This window comes from Actinoplanes sp. M2I2 (assembly GCF_023544445.1).
In the GTDB taxonomy this organism is placed as follows: Bacteria; Actinomycetota; Actinomycetes; order Mycobacteriales; family Micromonosporaceae; genus Actinoplanes.
Map to the genome: position 1 here is coordinate 78709 of NZ_JALPVJ010000030.1, position 17185 is coordinate 95893.

Sequence of the window (17185 nt, forward strand, 5' to 3'; positions counted from 1 at the left end):
GTGTGATCCGGAAAGCAGTCAGGCCACACCCGGGTGGGTGTGGCCTGGCATTCAGTGGGCTCAGTTACGACGGTTGTCGTCGTCGCGGTCGCCGCGGTGGTGGTCGTCGTCGTGGTCACGGCCACGGTCGCGGTCGCGATCGCGCCAGTCCCATTCCTTCTCGACCGTCAGGCGCCATTCGCCGCGGTAGGGGCCGAAGCGGACCCGCTCGCAGTCGTAGTCGTCCCACCGGTCCCGGAACTCGCCGAAGCGACCGACCCGCTCGCAGTCGCGCCGCGAGTCGTAGTAACCCTCCACCCAGTCACGGTCGCGGCGAGGCTGATCAGCCGTCGTCGTGGCCGCCCGGACCGCAGTGTCTGGTGCGGATGTCGACGCCATGGCCGGACCGGCCCCGAGCGTCGCGCCCGTCATCAGGCTCAGTCCCACGAGTGTCAGAATCCGCGTTGCGGCTTTCATGTTTCACCCTTCCTCGAGCCGATTAGTGCCCTGTCAGATCATCACGCGAGGACGCCCGACATGCGGCATTGGCGGCCTTTAGTCCTTTCGGTGGAGGGAGGGGGGTATCTCCGTCTCGAATACCCGGGCACGGCTGACGCCGCAGAAGCGATATGCGTCGAGCGCACCGGGAATGGTGATGCCGGAGAGCGAATTGTTCCTGTCGGAGCACAACTCTGAGCAGGACGCGACGAAAGACGCAGGCCGCGACGAAAGACGCGGAACCGAAGATGGAGGCGCCATGACGAACAACCGGCCCAAGCTCGTGCCCGGCCCCGACCACCCCATCACGATCACGCCGAACGCCGGCCACATCGTGGTCAAGGTCGGCGGCAGGGTGGTCGCCGACACCCGCAACGCGCTGACGCTGCAGGAGTCGACCTACCCGGCCGTGCCCTACATCCCGATGGCCGACGTCGACCAGGCGCTGCTCGAGCGCACGCCGACCTCGACGTACTGCCCGTACAAGGGCGACGCCAGCTACTACTCGATCCCGGCCGGCGGCGACAAGGCCGTCGACGCCCTGTGGGTCTACGAGAACCCGAGCGACGCCGTGGCCCAGATCAAGGACCACGTCGCGTTCTACCCCGACCGCGTGGACTCGATCGAGATCACGGCCTGACGGACGGCCACCCCCGGCCGCGCCCCGGCGGGCCGGGGGCCGCCGCCGACAACGTCAAAGCCGCTGCCGCACAGCCTTCAAAGGCGCAGCCGCACAGCCTTCAAAGCCGCTGCCGCACAGAGCCTTCATAGGCGCTGCCGCACAGAGCTTTCATAGGCGCTGCCGCACCTGGGCGATGAGGGCCGGGTCGATCTCGTACGGGGTGTAGAGCGAGATCCGGTCGACGAGCCCGCCGAAGCGGGAGCGCAACCCGGCCGCGACGTCGCCCGTCACGGCGAACGTGTCGAGCACCTCGTCGCTGATCAGCGCGGTCATCTCGGTCCAGGCCTGCCGCCGCGACAGCGCGTTGAGTTCGTCGGCCAGCGAGCCCCAGCCGTGCATCTCGAGCACCGCCCGGTACGACGGCGTCGAGGCGTAGAACGCGATCTGCCCCTTCACCGCCTGCTCGGCCCGGGAGCGCGCGGCCTCGTCGGCGCCCAGCACCACCATCGCCGACAGGCACACCGTGAAGTCGTCGAGGTTTCCGCCGCGGGCCTCGCGCAGCACCGGCCGGGTGCGCTCGCTCAGATAGGCGGCGCTGGTCAGCGGGTGGACGAGCAGCCCGTCGGCGACCCGCCCGGCCGTCCGCGTCATGTGCTCGCCCACCGCGGCCAGCAGGATCGGCGGATTGCCGTACGGGTTGGGGCCGGGGTTGAAGAAGTCGGTCATCAGCGTGTGCCGGTAGAACTCGCCGCGGAACGCCAGCCGCTCCCCGCCCCACGCCTTCTCGATGGCCCGGATCGCCCGGATGAACTCCTCCATGCGCGCGGCCGGCCGGCTCCACGGCATCGCGAAGCGGCGCTCGATGTGCGGCTGCACCTGGGAGCCGAGGCCCAGCTGGAAACGGCCCTCGCTGATCAGCTGGAGGTCGTTGGCCAGCACGGCCACGCTCATCGGGTTGCGGGCGAAGGCCACCGCGATCGCCGACTGCAGCGTGATGCGTGAGGTCGCGCGGGCGGCCAGCGCGAGGGACGGGAAGACGTCGTGCTTGGTCTCGGCCGCGCCGAACCCGTCGTACCCGTCCTTCTCCGCGGCCACGGCGGCCGCCTCGACGGAGATCGGCGTGGCCGCGACGTCGGCGGCGAAGTCAACCAGCATGGGACAGCTATAGCACCTGCCGGCGGATCCACGTCACGCACGCCCGGTCGACCGTCCGGAACGGCACGCCGTACGCCTCCCGAGCGGCCTGGTCGTAGTCGTTGTCCTGGGTGAGCACCAGACGCACGAAGGCGAACAGCTTGGCATCGCCGTATCGGACGGCCATGCAGTCGGCCGCGAGGTGGCTCAGCCCGTAGAAGGCGTCACCGGCCCGGGCCGGAGCGTCCGGGCCGGGCCGGGCCGGGATCATCGACGTCGGCCGGGCCCCGCCGGTCAGCGCCCACCGCACGCTGCCCCGCCGCAGGGTCCGGGCGGCTCGGCGGGGTGACCAGCCGATGTATTCGGCGATGCCCTCGCTGAGCCAGGTGTCCTCGGCGGCGTCGGCCCGGTAGGCGCCGGACAGCGTGACGACGTGGCCGAGCTCGTGCTGCAGGGCCACGCGCAGCAGGACCGGGTTGCCGGCCAGCTCCTTCATCCGCAGCATGACGTCGATGCCGTGCATGTTGAGCGGGACGGCCAGACCGATCGCCCAGTTGTCCTCCCGGCCGCCGTACCAGCTGCGCCATTGCGCCTCACCGGCCAGGTAGATCCGGTAGCGCGACTGCGACGTGCCGATCAGCGCCGCGAACCGGTCGTCGACCTTCGCCGCGGCCTCGGCGACCGGCAGCACCCGGGCCAGGTGGTGGCGCTGGGCCGGCGCGGCGACGAGGGTGACGCGGGTGCCGCGCAGCACCACCAGCTCGCCGTTCTCCCAGGGCGCGGGCCGGCGCGGGTCGTCGCCCGGCCCCGGCGCGACCGCGCTGATCACGTACCGGCCGGCGACCGGCCGCATCGTGAGCGCCTGCTCGATGCGGGGCGGCTGCTGCCACTTGGTGCCGCTGCGACCGGGGCACATGTCGGTGCCGAGGCAGTACGAGATCTCGGTACGCATCGCGAGCGCGCCGGGGCCCTTGACCGGCCGGCCGACCCCGGGCCGGTAGTCGAACCGGGTCACCTCGAGGGCCCGCAGCGAGCGGAACATCGCCCGGTACCGCTTGCGCAGGGGCGCCTCGACCGCGGCCAGCCAGGCCTTCTCGTCACCGTCCAGCAGGGCCGCGGACTGCGCCTTCAGGGCGGCCACGGCCTGGTCGTACGGGGTGGCCGGCGCGGGCCGGCCGCGGGCGGCGATGGCCGAGGGCGCCGCGGGCCGGGGCACGACGACAGCGACGACGACGGCGAGCACGCCCACCGCGAGGAGGGCGAGGTACAGGCTCGTGGCTCGGCGCATCGCGCTCCGATCGGCAGGGATGGCGCAGGGAGGCCGGGATCGCATCCAAGCAGATCCACCCCCAGGACATCCATCCCCTCACGGCAAATGCGTCACATCAGCCCGGGGATCGGCATGCTGAGCACCCGTACGGTCCACCGCCGCGACCCGGCCGTGCCGGCGCACGACCCCTGCACCGCCACGCCTTTCCCCATCTGCAGGCACTTGCCGGTGCCCGTGTTGGAGATCTTGGCCGTCTCCCCCAGTGAGTCCTGCAGCGTCCAGCGCCGCGACGGCACCGCCGCGCACGGCTCGAGCCCCGCACGGGCGCCGTCGGCTGCCGTCGCGCCGGGCACGCTCAGGCAGCGCCCGGTCGCCACGCTGAGGATCTCGAGCCGGCCGGTGGCGTCGACCGGCCGGAACCGCCACCGGTACGGGTCGGTCCGCGCGCACGGCAGCTCGGTCAGCCCGGACGTGAGGCACCGCCCGCTGCCCGCGCTGACCACCTGGAAGTCGAGGCCGACGAGGTCGATCGGCGCGGGGACGGCCTGGGCCGGGGCCGCCGGCAGCAGCGCCAGAGCGGGCAGGAGGGCGAGAGCACGACGAAGCATGCGGGGACTTTAGCCGATTTGTCCGCTTCGATCGTCGCGGCTGCTCCCGCCGGAGCGACGGCGGAACAGGTTGTACGGTGGCCCCGTGACGGTCGGATTCGGGGTGCTGGGACCGGTGACGGCCTGGGACGGCGCCGGCGACCCGATCGCCCTGAAAGGCCCGATGCACCGGGCCGTGCTGGCCCGGCTGATCGTGGCCCGCGGCCGGGTCGTCCCCGTCGGTCACCTCGTCGACGACCTCTGGACGGCTCCGCCCGAGGGCGCCGTCCCGGCCGTCCGCACGTTCGTCGCCGCGCTGCGCCGCGCGCTCGAGCCCGGCCGCCCGCCCCGCACTCCCCCGGCGCTGCTGGTCACCGAGGGTCCGGGTTATGCGTTGCGCACCGCCCCGGAGACCGTCGACGCCTGGCGCTTCGAGCAGGCGCTCGCCACCCCCGCGGCCCTCGAGGAGGCGCTGGGCTGGTGGCGCGGGCCCGCCTACGCCGACTTCCCCGAGGCCCCGTGGGCGCTCGCCGAGCGTGCCCGTCTGGCCGAGTTGCGCCTGCGGGCGGTCGAACTGCTGGCCGGGTCGCGCCCGCCGGCCGAAGCCATCGCCGACCTGGACGCCCACGTCACCGAGCACCCGTGGCGGGAGGAGGGGTGGCGGCTGCTGGCGCTGGCCCTCTATCGCACCGGACGGCAGGGCGACGCGCTGGCCGTGCTGCGCCGCGCCCGCGAGCAGCTCGTGTCCCGGCTGGGCCTCGACCCTGGCCCCGCCCTGCGCGAGCTGGAGGCCGGCATCCTGCGGCAGGAGGTCCCGGCCCGGTCGGTCTTCGCCGAGGCGGCGGCCGACTACGAGCGTACGGTCGGCGCCCGGGCCCGGCTGGACTCGACCGTCGGGCTGCTGCGCGACCTGGCCGTCACCGGGGGCGGCGGCGGGCTGGCGGCGGCCGGGCGGCACCGGATGGCGACGATCGCCGCCGCCGAGGAGCTGGGCGACCCCGGCCTGATCGCGCGGGTGATCGGCGCGTACGACGTGCCGGCCATCTGGACCCGCTCCGACGATCCGGCGCGGGCCGCCGACATCGTGGCCGCGGCCCGGCGCGCGCTTCCCCCGGCCCGGGGCGCGGCGCGGGCGCGGCTGCTGGCCACGATCGCCGTGGAGTCGCGCGGCACCCGGGATGCCGACGCCGTCGCCGCCGCGCGGGAGGCTGTCGCGCTCGCCCGCGAGCTGGGCGATCCCGCGCTGCTGGCCTTCGCGCTGAACGGGCTGTTCATGCAGAGCTGCCACCGCTGCGGGCTGGCCCCGGAACGCGACGAGATCGGCGCCGAGCTGATCACCGTGTCGGGCGAGCACGGCCTGGTGACGTACGAGGTGCTCGGCCACCTGATCCGCGTGCAGGCCCGCTCGGCGCTGGCCGACGACGCCGCCGCCGACACCCACGCCGCGGCGGCCGACCGCCTCGCCGCCGAGCACGAGCGGCCGCTGGTGGCCGTCTTCACCGACTGGTACCGCGCGATGCGCCAGGCCACCCCGGAGGCCTACCGTTCGGCCGCGCGCAGCCTGACCGGCGCCGGCATGCCCGGCCTGGAGAACGGCCTGCTGGCGCTGGCGCTGCTCTGCCTGGACCGGCCGGACCACACTCTCGACTACGGCCCGTACGAGCCCTGGGCGCGCCCGCACGCGCTGCTGGCCGACGGCCGCACCGAGCAGGCCCGGGACGCGCTGCGCGAGGTCCCGGACCCACCCGCGGATCTGCTCTCCGAGGCGCTGTGGTGCCTCGTCGGCCGAGCCGCCCTGGCGGTCGGCGACCGTGGCGCGCTGACCCGGGCCCAGCTGGCCCTGACGCCGGCCGCGGGCCAGATCGCCGGCGCGGGCAGCGGGGTGCTGGCCGCCGGCCCGGTCGACGACGTGCTGGCTAGTTCGCTGCCCGCAGGGGCTTGAGGACCGGCGCCACCTTGGCCAGCTCGTTGAGCACGGCGGTGGCGGCAGTGTCCATGATCGCGGTCGGCTGGAGCTCGCCGTCCTGCACGAGGCTGTGCACGAACGGGATGTTCACCGACTCGGGAATCATGAAGATCTTCAGGGCGTACGCGGCTCCCTGCAGCGCCAGGGCGGAACGCGTCCCGGCCGAGACCCCGCCGTAGCTGACCACGCTGGCCGGCTTGTAGTTCCACTCGGCGTGCAGATAGTCGAGGGCGTTCTTGAAGGCCGCGCCGAGGCCGTAGTTGTACTCGGGGATCACGAACACGATCGCGTCGGCCGCGGCGACCTTCTCGCTCCAGCGCTTGGTGTGGTCGTTCTGGTAGTTCCGCAGCCGCGGGTGGTGCGGCTCGTCGAGCAGCGGCAGGTCCTCGTCCGCCAGGTCGGCCACGGTCACCTGGAACCCGCCGTGCGCCTTGGCCGCGTCGACGAACCACTCGGCCACCTTCGGACCGATGCGCCCGGGCCGGGTGCTGCCGACGACCACCAGCAGATTGAGCTCACTCACGAGGCGTTCCTCTTCCCGATCAGGTATTTACTTGCGTCCGCAACAATATCGGCGCGCCGTTCTTCCGGCCCCGGCGAGTCGGATACATCACAGCGCTATGTATCCCCCGATCGGGGCTGTCGAATCTGGGACAGGACGCTTGATCTGACTGACCGTCCGAGAGCGAAGGCGCAACGTCGACGACGTCATCCTTTCTCGGTTCGGAGGCTCTCGTGCCCGGTCCGGCCGCTCGTCCCCCGCTCGCCCGGCGCGTGTGCCGTGCCCTGGTGCTGACGGTCGCCGTTCTGCCCGGTCTCGCCTCCGCCGCGCTGCCCGGCCCGGCGACCGCGATGCCGCCCGACCGGGCACCGGCCTTCGAGCCCTACCTCACCGAGACCGAAGGATGGCCCGGCGATCCGGTGGTCGTGAACCTCGAAGGTCTTCCCCAGCCGATGACCCTGTGCCGCGTCCATTGGGAGGGAAAAGAGGATGAGGCGACCTCCTGCGAGGGCCGAACGGCGACCATCGCCGTCCCGGACGACGCGCCACCCGGACCGGCCACGCTGAGCTGGCAGGTGGAGCATCGCCCCGGCGTCATCCTGAACCTGGAAACTCCGGAGCCGCAGCCGGACGCCGGTCAGGACCCGGACGTCGTGCGGACGAGCGGCAAGCTCGACTACACGGTCCGCGGGGTCGACGCGACCGCCGACCGGGACGAGGCCACACCCGGCGCATCGGTCGACGTCACCTTCCGGCCGGTCGGCGGCGTCCGCATCACCGACTGTGGCGTGAGCGAGCCTTCCCCGATGCGCTGCCCGCCGAAGAGCCGATCCCGATCGGTCCGGATCGCCGTGCCGTCCGACGCCACACCCGGTGGTGATCTGACGGTGCGGTGGCAGGCCCGATCGGTGCTGGACGGCGAGACGCATCCCAGCGGCGGGTCGATCACCGTGCGGATCGTGGCGCTCCCACCGATCGAGTTCGACGTGCGCGGGCAGGCGGACGTCCTGGGTCCGGGGCAGCCGTTCGTCGCCACCTTCGTGAGCCTGACGCCCGGAGTCACCGTCACCGGATGCGGACTCACGCTGGGCGATCGCGCCGGGTGCGGCGCCTCCGACGTCGCCGTCGTCCGGGTACCGCCGGGCACGCCGTCGGGTCGGACGCTCGTCATCCCGTGGGATCTGACCTACACGAGCAAACGGCCGGGCGAGGAACCCGGCACCGCCAAAGGCGAACTGACCCTGCGGGTCCTGGCGGAACCCTCCGAGATGGAGGTCAGCGTCCAGCCCGCCTCGGCCCACCCGGGGCAGGAGGTCATGCTGACCTTCGTGTCACTGCGGCCCCGGGTGGCCATCAGCGGATGCCTCGTGTTCTTCCCGCGCGATGCCGGCGCGTTCTGCCGGCAGTCGTCGAAACGCTGGTTCGCGCGCACCCGCGTGCCCGCCGACGCCGTCCCCGGCGCGAGCCTGTTGCGGTGGGGCGTCGAGTCGATCTCGGTGGACGGACAGGTCGTCGTGGACAAGGGAACGTTCGCGTTCACGGTCCGGGCTCACCCGCCGGAGCCGACTTCCGGAGGCCCGACTCCGGAACCTTCGCCGACGGTCGTTCCGGACCCGGTCCATCCCTCGCGAGACCGGCCGGAACCCACGGTCATACCCCCCACCGTCCCACCGGCGCCGACTCCGGACCGGCGGCAACCAACCTTCGCGGCCGGTTCGGACCCGGAGTCCTCGGCGCCGGGCCAGGCGGTGACAGTGTCGCTCGCCGCGCTCACCGACGGCACGACGATCACCGGATGTACCGCCGGGTTCCGCGACGCCAAGGTCTCCGCGTGCCGGGCCACGGGCGCTGCCACGCGGTCGGCCCGCCTGCTCGTCCCGGCCTCGGCCGAACCCGGTGACCGTCCGCTCGACTGGAAGGTGACCTGGCGGGACACGACCGGCCGGACCGGCGAGGAGGGCGGGACCATCGCCTACCGGGTGTCCGACCCGGACAGGCCGGCCACACCCGCCTTCCGCGTCCAGGTGACGCCACCGAAAGCGAAACCCGGCGACCGCGTCACTGTCCTGCACAGCGCGCTCGACGACGGCGTGACCATCACCGGGTGCCACGCCGAGTTCGGCGCGGGCGGCGGCGCTCCGGCCGACTGCCGAAACACGCCGCAAGGCTGGACGGCCGACGTGACGGTGCCCGAGAACGCGCCCGGCGGCACCGGTGCGGTGCTGTGGGACGTCGCCTACGACCGGGCCGGTCCGGCCACCGCCGACGGCTTCACCCGCCTCGAGGTGCTGCCGGTGGCCGATCCCGGTTTCTGGAGCAGAGCGGCCGGCTTCGGTGGCCGGATCGCTCTCGGGTTCGCCGCCCTGGCCGGCTTCGTGGCGTACCGCGGCCTCGCCGGCCGCCTCCGGGAACGGTTCAAGCAGGGCCGGGCCCGGACGGGGCCGGCCGAGCTGCCCGAGGGCGTTCGCGTCGTCGCGACCACCGACGCCGGCGTGTTCCACACCGAACTCACCGCCCCGGCCCGCGAGTCCCGGCCGGCGATCCGGCTGGTGCCGGCGCCCGGCCCCCGGCGCATCACTCTCCGCGAGGAGCCACCATGACCGACGAGACCACCACCGGGACGACCACCACCGTGCGGAGCGTCTTCTTCGACAGCCCGGCCGACGCGGTGACCGCCCTCGACGAGGCCGTCCGCTCGGGCGACGCCGCCGGCGAGGTGCGCGGCGCCCTGGGCCGGATGCCCGGCGCGACCAGGGACGCCGTGCTCGGCGAGGTCGGCAAGGTCGCTGCCGGCGTTCTCGAGCTGGACGTCACCGACATCTTCCGGTCGGCCTGGGAGAAACACGCGAAGCTGTGCGAGGAGGCGATCGCCAGCCTGCGCGATCCGGCCGGCACGGAACGGGTCGTCGCCCTGGCCGCGCACAGCGTCACCTTCGAGCAGCAGCCGGGCGTCGAGATCCACCTGGCCGACCTGCCGGTCGCCACCGTCGTCCTGCACGTCCGGCTCGACATCGACGTCCGCGGGCTGCTCGCCGTCGTCCAGGCGGGCCGGCTGACGGGGATCCGGGTGGGCTCGGCCGACGTCACCGGGGCGCTCGAGGTCGCCGGCCGGCCGGTGATCGAGCGGCAGAAGTCGGTGGAGCTCAGCCAAGCTCTGCGATTCGGCGGTGGCCTCCGGCTGGCCCGGTGAGGCCGCGGCCCGATCGCCACGCCCCGGCGGACGCGCTGATCATCGGGGACAATCGGTCCCATGTATGTCATCCGGGAACGGTTCTTCTCCATCGGCGACGACTTCGACGTGCTGGACGAGCACGGGGCCAAGCTCCTGCACGTCGACGGCAAGGTGTTCAGCGTGCGCAACAAGGTGGTGATCGAGGACCCGTCCGGGCAGGAGGTCGCGTCGCTGCACCGGCATCTGGTGGCGCTGCGACCGACGTACGAGATCCGGATCGGCGGGGAGAAGGCGGCCGAGGTCCGCAAGAAGCTGTTCACGCCGTTCCGTGAGAAGTTCACCATCGACGTGCCCGGGCCGGACGACCTGGAGATGAAGGGCAACCTGCTGGACCACGAGTACGTGATCGAGCGCGGCGGCGAGGAGGTGGCCGCGGTCTCGAAGCGCTGGCTGACCATCCGCGACACCTACGCCGTCCAGATCGCAGCCGGCATCGAGCCGCTGCTCGTCATCGGCAGCGCGCTCGCCCTCGATCTGGCCCTCGACCGCGATAAGAGCGACGACGGCAAGTGACCGCCGGGGAGATCGCCGTCCTGCTGGGCGGCGGGCTGACCGCCGGCGTCGTCAACGCGATCGCCGGCGGCGGGTCTCTCATCACCTTCCCGCTTCTCGTCGCGCTCGGGCTGCCGGGGGTGGCCGCGAACGTCAGCAACGCGCTCTCGGTCGCTCCCGGCTACGCGGCGAGCGCCGTCGGCAGCCGCCCCGACCTGACCGGCCAGGGCCGCCGGATCCTCACGATCATCCCGACGATCGTCGCCGGCGCGCTGGGCGGCAGCGCGCTGCTGCTCTTCACGCCGCGCGCGGTGTTCGACATCGTCGTGCCGTTCCTGCTGCTGCTCGCGGCCGCGATGATGGCGTTCCAGACCCGTCTGCGGGCGCTGGCCGGCCACCCGCGCGACAGCTCACCCCGCAAGGTGACCGTTCTGGTCCAGGTGGCGGTGTTCCTGTGCGGCCTCTACGGCGGCTACTTCAACGCCGCGATGGGCCTGCTGCTGATCGCGGCGCTGGCCCTGGTGCTCGACGAGCCGCTGCGCCGCATCGGCGCCCTGAAGAACGTCTTCTCCGCCGTGGTCGGCGTGACCACGGTGCTGACCTACAGCCTCTTCGGCCCGGTCAACTGGGCCGTCGTCGCGGTGCTGGCCCCGGCCACCGTCGTGGGCGGCTTCGCCGGCGCCAAGGTGGCGCGCCACCTGCCGTCCGAGGTGCTGCGCTGGACGATCGTGGTGTTCGCCGTGGCCGTCGCCGTCGCGCTCTTCCTCACCTGACCGATGGCCGCAGGCTACCGTGGGTTTCGTCAGGGTTTGGCTCGTCCGGAACGGGGCCGACGGGGGCGGAATGGATGACGATCGGTGGATGAGCCGAGCGGTGGAGCTGGCTCATCGGTCGCCGCGGTCGTCGACCGCGTTCGCGGTGGGAGCCGTGATCGTGGACGCGGCGGGCGCGGAGCTGGCGTGCGGCTGGTCGCGCGATGTCGACCCGCTGGTCCACGCCGAGGAGTCGGCGCTGCTGCGGGCGGGCGATGACCTGCGGCGGGCGACGCTCTTCAGCAGCCTGGAGCCGTGCTCGAAACGCTCCAGCCGCCCCGACGCCACCTGCACCAGGCTGATCATCGCGGCCGGCATCCCCCGGGTGGTGATCGCCTGGCGGGAACCGGATCTGTTCGTGACCTGCGAGGGCGTCGCCCTGCTGACCGCGGCCGGCGTCGAGGTGGTCGAGCTGCCGGCCTTCGCCGAACGGGCGCGGGCCGCCAACGCCCACCTGCTGTGATCCTCAGCCGGGCCGGAGGCGCTCGAAGCGGTCGTTGACGACGAGCCATCGTGACGGACCGTCATCGGCCGCCGCGAGCGCGTGTCGTACGTGACCGGCATCGTCCAGCCGAAACCGGGTCGGCGTCCGGAACCACAGAGCGCCTTCCCGGGCGGTGGGGCCGAGCCCGAGGCGCCACAGCAGATCCTCCGCGGCGTCGAAGGTCTCCGCCGTCGGCACCAGGTAGGCCTCGCCTTCCGCGTCCTCGCAGGAGCCCCGGGTGTCACAGACAGCCCACACGACGGCGAACAGTCCCTTGAGTCCTTGGTCGACGCAGGCCTGCTTGCCGTGGGCCCGGAGGTGCACCTGCCGATGACCGACGGCCACGAGGCCGCCATTGGTCTTGCGGCACTCCGCACACAGCGGATAGGGGCCGAGGATCGCCATGACCCGAGGGTGTCATCGACCGGCAAGCTTGACGGCGGACTGCCCGGGTCGCTGACGCGAGGCCCGGGCAGTCCGATCCGGCGGAACCTACTGGAACAGCTTGGCCGCGGTGATCACCGTCTGGATGATGCCGTACCCGAGCAGGACAGCCACCAGCAACCAGGACAGGACAAGACGAGCGGTCATGCCGCGGCCTCCTTCTCGAGCGGCCGGGCCGGCTCGTGGTAACGCTCCGGCACCGGCCGGATCAACAGGTTCGCGATGAAGCCGAGCACCAGGACACCGACCATGGTGAACAGGGCGGGCTGGTACGCGGAGCTGGTCAGCGTGCCCGGTTTGCCCTCGGCGTCGAGGAAGCCGTTGATGATCAGCGGACCGGCCACGCCGGCCGCCGACCAGGCGGTCAGCAGGCGACCGTGGATGGCCCCCACCTGGAAGGTGCCGAAAAGATCCCTCAGGTACGCCGGGACGGTCGCGAAGCCGCCGCCGTAGAAGCTGAGGATGACGCCGGCCAGGATGACGAACAGCGCCGTCGCGGCGTCGCCGACCGTGGCCAGCAGCAGGTAGAGGATGACGCCGACGCCCAGGTAGACCATGTAGATGGGCTTGCGGCCGATCAGGTCCGAGGTCGTCGACCAGGCGAACCGGCCGGCCATGTTGAACAGCGACAGCACGCCGACGAAACCGCCCGCCGCGGCGACGCTCACGCTGGAGACGCCGTCGGTGCGGAAGAAGTCCTGGATCATCGGGCTGGCCTGCTCGAGGATGCCGATGCCGGCGGTGACGTTGCAGAACAGCACGATCCAGAGCAGCCAGAACGCCCGGGTCCGGATGGCGTTGGCGGCCGAGACGCTGGCCGTGGTGACCAGCGGCTTCGCCTTGACCGAGGCCGGGTCCCAGCCGTCGGGCTTCCAGTCGTCGGCCGGCACCCGCATGTTGGCGACACCGAACATCATGATGACGAAGTACGCGATGCCCAGCGTCAGGAACAGCGCGACCAGCGAGCTGCCCGAGGCGACCGAGGTGGCCACGCTCGGGTCGTAGCCGTCGTCGAAGAACGACAGCAGCTGACGCGAGGCCGGGCTGGCGATCAGCGCGCCGCCGCCGAAGCCCATGATGGCCAGCCCGGTGGCCAGGCCGGGCCTGTCCGGGAACCACTTGATCAGCGTCGACACCGGCGAGATGTAGCCGATGCCGAGACCGATGCCGCCGACCACGCCGTAGCCCAGATAGACCAGCCACAGCTGCTTGGTGCTGATGCCCAGCGCGCTGATGAGGAAGCCGGCCGCCCAGAAGCAGGCCGACACGAACATCGCCTTACGCGGGCCGTTGCGCTCGACCCAGGTGCCGCCGACCGCCGCCGACAGACCCAGCATCACGATCGCGATGCTGAAGATGATGCCGATGGAGGTCTGGCTGGCGTCGAAGTGGGAGACGAAGGAGTTCTTGTAGACGCTGGTCGCGTAGACCTGGCCGATGCACAGGTGCACCGACAGAGCGGCGGGCGGGATCAGCCAGCGACTGAAGCCGGGCGGCGCCACCGATCGAGCGCGGTCGAGCCTGCTGAGGAGTGACAACGGGGCGCCTCCTGACCCGTACGGGAAAGATCGAGTATCATCGTCGACCCATCCGGCCAGGTCGGCAACCGGAGGAGATCATCGCGTCGCGTTGGCGACGATGGCGTCGGTGATCCGGGGCCACAGCGCCTGCGGCAGATCGTGGCCCATTCCGGGAATGACCAGCAGCTCCGCCCCCGGGACGGCGGCGGCCGTGGCCCGGCCGCCGCTGACGTCGATCAGCGGGTCGGCCTCGCCATGGACGACCAGCGTCGGGACGGTCACCGCGGCCAGCCCGGGCGTACGGTCGGGCGAGGCCAGGATCGCCGCGTACTGACGCTGGGTGCCGGCCGGGTGGAAGCCGCGGTCGAACTTCGCGGTGGCGCGTCGCCGCGTCTCCTCCTCGTCCGCGGGGTAGGCGGGCGAGCCGAGGACCCGCGAGGTGATCATCGCGCCGGCGATGATCTCGTCCCGGGTGGCGGCCGGCGGCCGGGAGAGCGCGGCCATCGCCGCCGGCGTGGCCCGGCCGACCTTGCGCTCGCCGGTGGTCGACATGATCGAGCACAGGCTGGCGACCAGGTCGGGGTGGTCGATGGTCAGCTGCTGGGCGATCATGCCGCCCATCGAGGCGCCGACCACGTGGGCCCGCTCCAGGCCGAGCTCCTTGATCAGACCCGCGGTGTCGGCGGCCAGGTCGCTGAGCAGATAGGGCACCGTCGACGGGTCACCGCCGAGGATCGCCTGGATGTCGGGCGCCCCCAGCTCGTCGAACCACGTCGACAGACCGGCGTCGCGGTTGTCGAACCGGATGACGTGGAAGCCGCGCGCGGACAGCCCGTCGACGAACCCGGCCGGCCAGTCGATGAGCTGCGCGCCCAGTCCCATGACGAGCAGCAGGGCCGGGTCGTCCGGGTCCCCCGTCGTCTCGTAGCTCAGATCGATCCCGTTGGCCCGCACGTCCGGCACGTGGCTCCCCTTTCTCGGCACATCGACGATCAGCATGCCGCATCGGGCCGCATCGGCAATCGGCGGAACCACCGGTTTCAGGCCTGGCTTATATAAGGCACAGCTGATAACGTACGGCTGTGCACGCGTTCGATGTGCTCGGGGATCCCGTACGGAGGCGCATCCTGGAACTGCTCGCCGAGGGCGAGCAGACCTCCGGGGCCGTCACCGACGTGATCCGGGCCGAGTTCGGGATCTCACAGCCGGCGGTGTCGCAGCACCTACGGGTGCTGCGGGACAACGGCTTCGCCACCGTGCGCCCGCAAGGCGCCCGCCGTCTCTACGCGGTCGACGACACCGCCCTGCGCGAGGCCGACGCCTGGCTGGCGAGATTTCGCCGGTTCTGGGCTCCGCGCCTGGCCGCCATGGAGACCGAGGTGGCCCGGGGCAAACGGCAGCGGCGACTCGGCCCACCAGAAGGACACAACTCCGCCGGAGAGGGAAACCATGATTGACGTCGACACCCAGATCAGCCAGGTGCGCCGGCAGCAGGGACGCCGCACGCTCGAGGCGGGCGAGGCGCGCGTCCAGACGATCAGCCAGGTCTACGACACCGACATCGACGACCTGTGGGACGTGGTGACCAACCCCGACCGCATCGCCCGCTGGTTCATGCCGATCGAGGGCGAGCTCAAGGAGGGCGGCCACTACCAGCTCACCGGCAACGCCGGCGGCACGGTCACCAGCTGCGAGAAGCCTCATCGGTACGCCGCCACGTGGGAGTTCGCCGACCAGGTGAGCTGGATCGAGGTGCGCCTGACCCCCGAGGGCGACGGCACCCGCTTCGAACTGGAACACGTCGCCCACGTGGCCGACGAGTGGTGGGACCAGTTCGGCCCCGGCGCGACCGGCGTCGGCTGGGACGGCGGCCTCTACGGCCTGGCCAACCACCTCGCCGACCCGTCGAAGGCCCCCGACCCGGCCGCGATGCAGACCTGGCACGAGACCCCCGAGGGCAAGTCCTTCTACCGCCAGGCCAGCGACGCCTGGGTCGAGGCGTCCATCGCGGACGGCACCGACCCGGCGGCCGCCAAGGCGGCGGGCGAGAGGACGTTCGCCTTCTACACCGGCCAGGAGGCCTGAGCACCCGGTTCCGTACGGGCCCTGGGCTCCGCCCTCACCCGAGGCACCGCGCGGGACCCACCACGGAGGCGGTTGCGCCCAGCCGGGGAACCCTCAGCACTGATGGTTCCCCGGCGCGCCAAACGGGACGGCCGCCTCGACCCGACCACGCGGTATCACCACGGATGCGGGTGCGCCCAGCCGCGGAACCCTCAGCCGTGATGGTTTCCCAGCGCGCCAAACGGAATGGCGGCATCTCGCCAGGCGCCCCGGCGTGCGGGGTATGGGCACCACGGACGCGCGGAGATGGGGACGGCCGGCGTCCACGTCCTGATACTGGTTACATGACCTTGCTCTCCGCTCAGGCCGGCCACTGGACGTCCGACGGCACCGGCGTCACCGTCATCCTTCCGCCGCCCGGAACTGTGGCCTCCGGGGAGATACGCGGCGGCGCGCCCGCGACCCGGGAGTTCGCGCTCCTGAAGCCCACCCGCCTGGTCGACCGGGTGGACGCGGTGGTGCTCTCGGGCGGTTCCGCGTTCGGCCTGGCCGCCGGTGACGGCGTGATGCGACTGCTGCGCTCCAAAGGGATGGGCTTCCCCACCCCCGCCGGCCCGGTCCCGATCGTCGTCGGCCTGTCTCTCTTCGACGCGTCCGTCGCCACCCTGAACCGCCCCGATTTCGCCGAGGGCGGCCGCCTGGCCGCCCAGGCCGCCCTAGACGGCGTCCCCTTCGCCACGGGCCGGGTCGGCGCGGGCACCGGCGCGGCCACCGGCAAGTGGCGCGAACGCCTGGACCCCGCAGGCCTGGGCCTGGCCGAGGGCCGAGCCGGCGAGGCCACCGTGGTGGCACTGGCCGCGGTCAACGCCTGGGGCGACATCATCGGCCCCGACGGCCGCCCGCAAACAGCCCCGGACGAGACCAGAACGGCCCCCGCACCCTCCCCTTTCCCCACCGCCAACACCACGATCGCCGTGGTCCTGACCAACGCCAAGCTGGACAAGGTCGCCTGCCACTGGCTGGCCCAAAGCGCCCACACCGGCTTCGCCCGCTCCCTGCACCCAGCCCACACCCGCTACGACGGCGACGCCGTGGTCGCCTTGGCCACCGGCGAACTGGACACCCCGGTAGACCTGGAACACCTGAGAGCCGTGACCTCCGACGTGATGGCCGCCGCGATCCGCTCTGCCACGTCCGCGTCCTGAGTTCCCCGTCCTGAGTCCCCGTTCTGAGGCGCTTGCCCTAAGGCCCCAGTCCTGGAGCCCCGCGCCCTGAGGCCCGCGTCCTGAGGCCCCGCGCCCTGAGGCCCCGCGCCCTGAGGCCCCGCGCCCTGAGGCCCCGCGCCCTGAGGCCCCGCGCCCTGAGGCCCCTGGCCTGAGGCCCCTGGCCTGAGGCCCCGCGTCCTGAGGCTCTAATCCGCTGAGACACGCAGCAGCGGGCCGACAGGCTCAATGACGTGATCTCAGCAAGGAGAGGTGTCTGATTCGGTACGACACGGGCAAAAGTATGAGTACCGGACGGTGCTGGATATAGGCGTGGAGCCATCGATAGACCAGTTCTTGCGAAGGAAACAGGTCTG

At 72.2% G+C, this 17185-nt stretch carries 18 protein-coding genes; 10 read left to right on the forward strand and 8 right to left on the reverse strand.

Annotated elements, in window-relative coordinates; genetic code table 11:
• Window positions 1-60: 60 nt before the first annotated feature.
• Window positions 61-456, reverse strand: a complete 396-nt coding sequence (locus HJC40_RS40190; RefSeq protein ID WP_250008886.1) for a hypothetical protein — start codon at window positions 454-456, stop codon at window positions 61-63.
• Window positions 457-736: 280 nt separating this feature from the next.
• On the opposite strand from HJC40_RS40190, the gene HJC40_RS40195 reads away from it, so the two are divergent.
• Window positions 737-1117, forward strand: a complete 381-nt coding sequence (locus HJC40_RS40195) for a DUF427 domain-containing protein (RefSeq protein ID WP_250008887.1) — start codon at window positions 737-739, stop codon at window positions 1115-1117.
• 150 nt (window positions 1118-1267) lie between these two features.
• Here HJC40_RS40195 and HJC40_RS40200 read toward each other — a convergent pair whose 3' ends face one another.
• The 3 genes from HJC40_RS40200 to HJC40_RS40210 form a co-directional block, all read right to left on the reverse strand.
• A complete protein-coding gene (locus HJC40_RS40200) occupies window positions 1268-2254 on the reverse strand; it encodes a TIGR03617 family F420-dependent LLM class oxidoreductase (RefSeq protein WP_250008888.1) in 987 nt (328 codons plus the stop codon).
• Between the two features lie 7 nt (window positions 2255-2261).
• Window positions 2262-3521, reverse strand: a complete 1260-nt coding sequence (locus tag HJC40_RS40205) for a hypothetical protein (RefSeq protein ID WP_250008889.1) — start codon at window positions 3519-3521, stop codon at window positions 2262-2264.
• Between the two features lie 92 nt (window positions 3522-3613).
• Window positions 3614-4111 carry an RICIN domain-containing protein gene (locus tag HJC40_RS40210; RefSeq protein WP_250008890.1) on the reverse strand — a complete coding sequence of 166 codons (498 nt, stop codon included), beginning with the start codon at window positions 4109-4111 and terminating at the stop codon, window positions 3614-3616.
• 85 nt (window positions 4112-4196) lie between these two features.
• Between HJC40_RS40210 and HJC40_RS40215 the strand changes: the two genes are divergently transcribed.
• On the forward strand, window positions 4197-6032 hold the full coding sequence (locus HJC40_RS40215; protein ID WP_250008891.1) for a BTAD domain-containing putative transcriptional regulator: 1836 nt from the start codon (window positions 4197-4199) through the stop codon (window positions 6030-6032).
• Here HJC40_RS40215 and HJC40_RS40220 read toward each other — a convergent pair.
• Complete coding sequence (locus HJC40_RS40220; RefSeq protein ID WP_250008892.1) at window positions 6007-6579, reverse strand: NAD(P)H-dependent oxidoreductase; 573 nt, start codon at window positions 6577-6579, stop codon at window positions 6007-6009. The two genes, HJC40_RS40215 and HJC40_RS40220, sit on opposite strands and share 26 nt — an antisense overlap.
• A 212-nt stretch (window positions 6580-6791) precedes the next feature.
• Here HJC40_RS40220 and HJC40_RS40225 point away from each other — a divergent pair, with 212 nt between their 5' ends.
• From HJC40_RS40225 to HJC40_RS40245, 5 genes are all read left to right on the forward strand, one after another.
• Window positions 6792-9158, forward strand: coding sequence for a hypothetical protein (locus HJC40_RS40225; protein ID WP_250008893.1), 2367 nt, complete (start codon window positions 6792-6794; stop codon window positions 9156-9158).
• A complete protein-coding gene (locus HJC40_RS40230; RefSeq protein WP_250008894.1) occupies window positions 9155-9748 on the forward strand; it encodes a hypothetical protein in 594 nt (197 codons plus the stop codon). Before HJC40_RS40225 ends, HJC40_RS40230 begins: the two co-directional genes overlap by 4 nt.
• 60 nt (window positions 9749-9808) lie before the next feature.
• Complete coding sequence (locus HJC40_RS40235) at window positions 9809-10303, forward strand: LURP-one-related/scramblase family protein (RefSeq protein ID WP_250008895.1); 495 nt, start codon at window positions 9809-9811, stop codon at window positions 10301-10303.
• Window positions 10300-11055, forward strand: coding sequence for a sulfite exporter TauE/SafE family protein (locus tag HJC40_RS40240; RefSeq protein ID WP_250008896.1), 756 nt, complete (start codon window positions 10300-10302; stop codon window positions 11053-11055). The genes HJC40_RS40235 and HJC40_RS40240 overlap by 4 nt, the downstream gene beginning before the upstream one ends.
• Before the next feature lie 88 nt (window positions 11056-11143).
• Window positions 11144-11557 (forward strand): dCMP deaminase, encoded by a 414-nt coding sequence (locus HJC40_RS40245; protein WP_250008897.1) that lies wholly within the window; start codon window positions 11144-11146, stop codon window positions 11555-11557.
• 3 nt (window positions 11558-11560) lie between these two features.
• Here HJC40_RS40245 and HJC40_RS40250 read toward each other — a convergent pair whose 3' ends face one another.
• The 3 genes from HJC40_RS40250 to HJC40_RS40260 all read right to left on the reverse strand — a co-directional run bounded on the left by HJC40_RS40250 (window position 11561) and on the right by HJC40_RS40260 (window position 14505).
• The gene (locus tag HJC40_RS40250) at window positions 11561-11983 is read right to left on the reverse strand and encodes a hypothetical protein (RefSeq protein ID WP_250008898.1); all 423 of its coding nucleotides are present in this window, start codon (window positions 11981-11983) and stop codon (window positions 11561-11563) included.
• A 182-nt stretch (window positions 11984-12165) separates the two neighbouring features.
• Window positions 12166-13560: an OFA family MFS transporter gene (locus tag HJC40_RS40255; protein WP_250008900.1), complete on the reverse strand. Its 1395-nt coding sequence runs from the start codon at window positions 13558-13560 to the stop codon at window positions 12166-12168.
• Between the two features lie 78 nt (window positions 13561-13638).
• Window positions 13639-14505, reverse strand: a complete 867-nt coding sequence (locus HJC40_RS40260; protein WP_250008901.1) for an alpha/beta fold hydrolase — start codon at window positions 14503-14505, stop codon at window positions 13639-13641.
• 119 nt (window positions 14506-14624) lie between these two features.
• Between HJC40_RS40260 and HJC40_RS40265 the strand changes: the two genes are divergently transcribed.
• From HJC40_RS40265 to HJC40_RS40275, 3 genes are all read left to right on the forward strand, one after another.
• On the forward strand, window positions 14625-14999 hold the full coding sequence (locus HJC40_RS40265) for a metalloregulator ArsR/SmtB family transcription factor (protein WP_250008902.1): 375 nt from the start codon (window positions 14625-14627) through the stop codon (window positions 14997-14999).
• The gene (locus HJC40_RS40270; protein ID WP_250008903.1) at window positions 14992-15627 is read left to right on the forward strand and encodes an SRPBCC family protein; all 636 of its coding nucleotides are present in this window, start codon (window positions 14992-14994) and stop codon (window positions 15625-15627) included. Before HJC40_RS40265 ends, HJC40_RS40270 begins: the two co-directional genes overlap by 8 nt.
• Before the next feature lie 323 nt (window positions 15628-15950).
• Window positions 15951-16811: a P1 family peptidase gene (locus tag HJC40_RS40275; RefSeq protein ID WP_250008904.1), complete on the forward strand. Its 861-nt coding sequence runs from the start codon at window positions 15951-15953 to the stop codon at window positions 16809-16811.
• The last annotated feature ends 374 nt before the right edge of the window (window positions 16812-17185 follow it).

What these genes read in the sequence shown, in the direction of transcription:
- HJC40_RS40190 (WP_250008886.1), bottom strand. Translation starts at nt 456, where the DNA reads ATGAAAGCCGCAACGCGGATTCTGACACTCGTGGGACTGAGCCTGATG.
- HJC40_RS40195 (WP_250008887.1), top strand. Translation starts at nt 737, where the DNA reads ATGACGAACAACCGGCCCAAGCTCGTGCCCGGCCCCGACCACCCCATC.
- HJC40_RS40200 (WP_250008888.1), bottom strand. Translation starts at nt 2,254, where the DNA reads ATGCTGGTTGACTTCGCCGCCGACGTCGCGGCCACGCCGATCTCCGTC.
- HJC40_RS40205 (WP_250008889.1), bottom strand. Translation starts at nt 3,521, where the DNA reads ATGCGCCGAGCCACGAGCCTGTACCTCGCCCTCCTCGCGGTGGGCGTG.
- HJC40_RS40210 (WP_250008890.1), bottom strand. Translation starts at nt 4,111, where the DNA reads ATGCTTCGTCGTGCTCTCGCCCTCCTGCCCGCTCTGGCGCTGCTGCCG.
- HJC40_RS40230 (WP_250008894.1), top strand. Translation starts at nt 9,155, where the DNA reads ATGACCGACGAGACCACCACCGGGACGACCACCACCGTGCGGAGCGTC.
- HJC40_RS40235 (WP_250008895.1), top strand. Translation starts at nt 9,809, where the DNA reads ATGTATGTCATCCGGGAACGGTTCTTCTCCATCGGCGACGACTTCGAC.
- HJC40_RS40245 (WP_250008897.1), top strand. Translation starts at nt 11,144, where the DNA reads ATGAGCCGAGCGGTGGAGCTGGCTCATCGGTCGCCGCGGTCGTCGACC.
- HJC40_RS40250 (WP_250008898.1), bottom strand. Translation starts at nt 11,983, where the DNA reads ATGGCGATCCTCGGCCCCTATCCGCTGTGTGCGGAGTGCCGCAAGACC.
- HJC40_RS40270 (WP_250008903.1), top strand. Translation starts at nt 14,992, where the DNA reads ATGATTGACGTCGACACCCAGATCAGCCAGGTGCGCCGGCAGCAGGGA.
- HJC40_RS40275 (WP_250008904.1), top strand. Translation starts at nt 15,951, where the DNA reads ATGACCTTGCTCTCCGCTCAGGCCGGCCACTGGACGTCCGACGGCACC.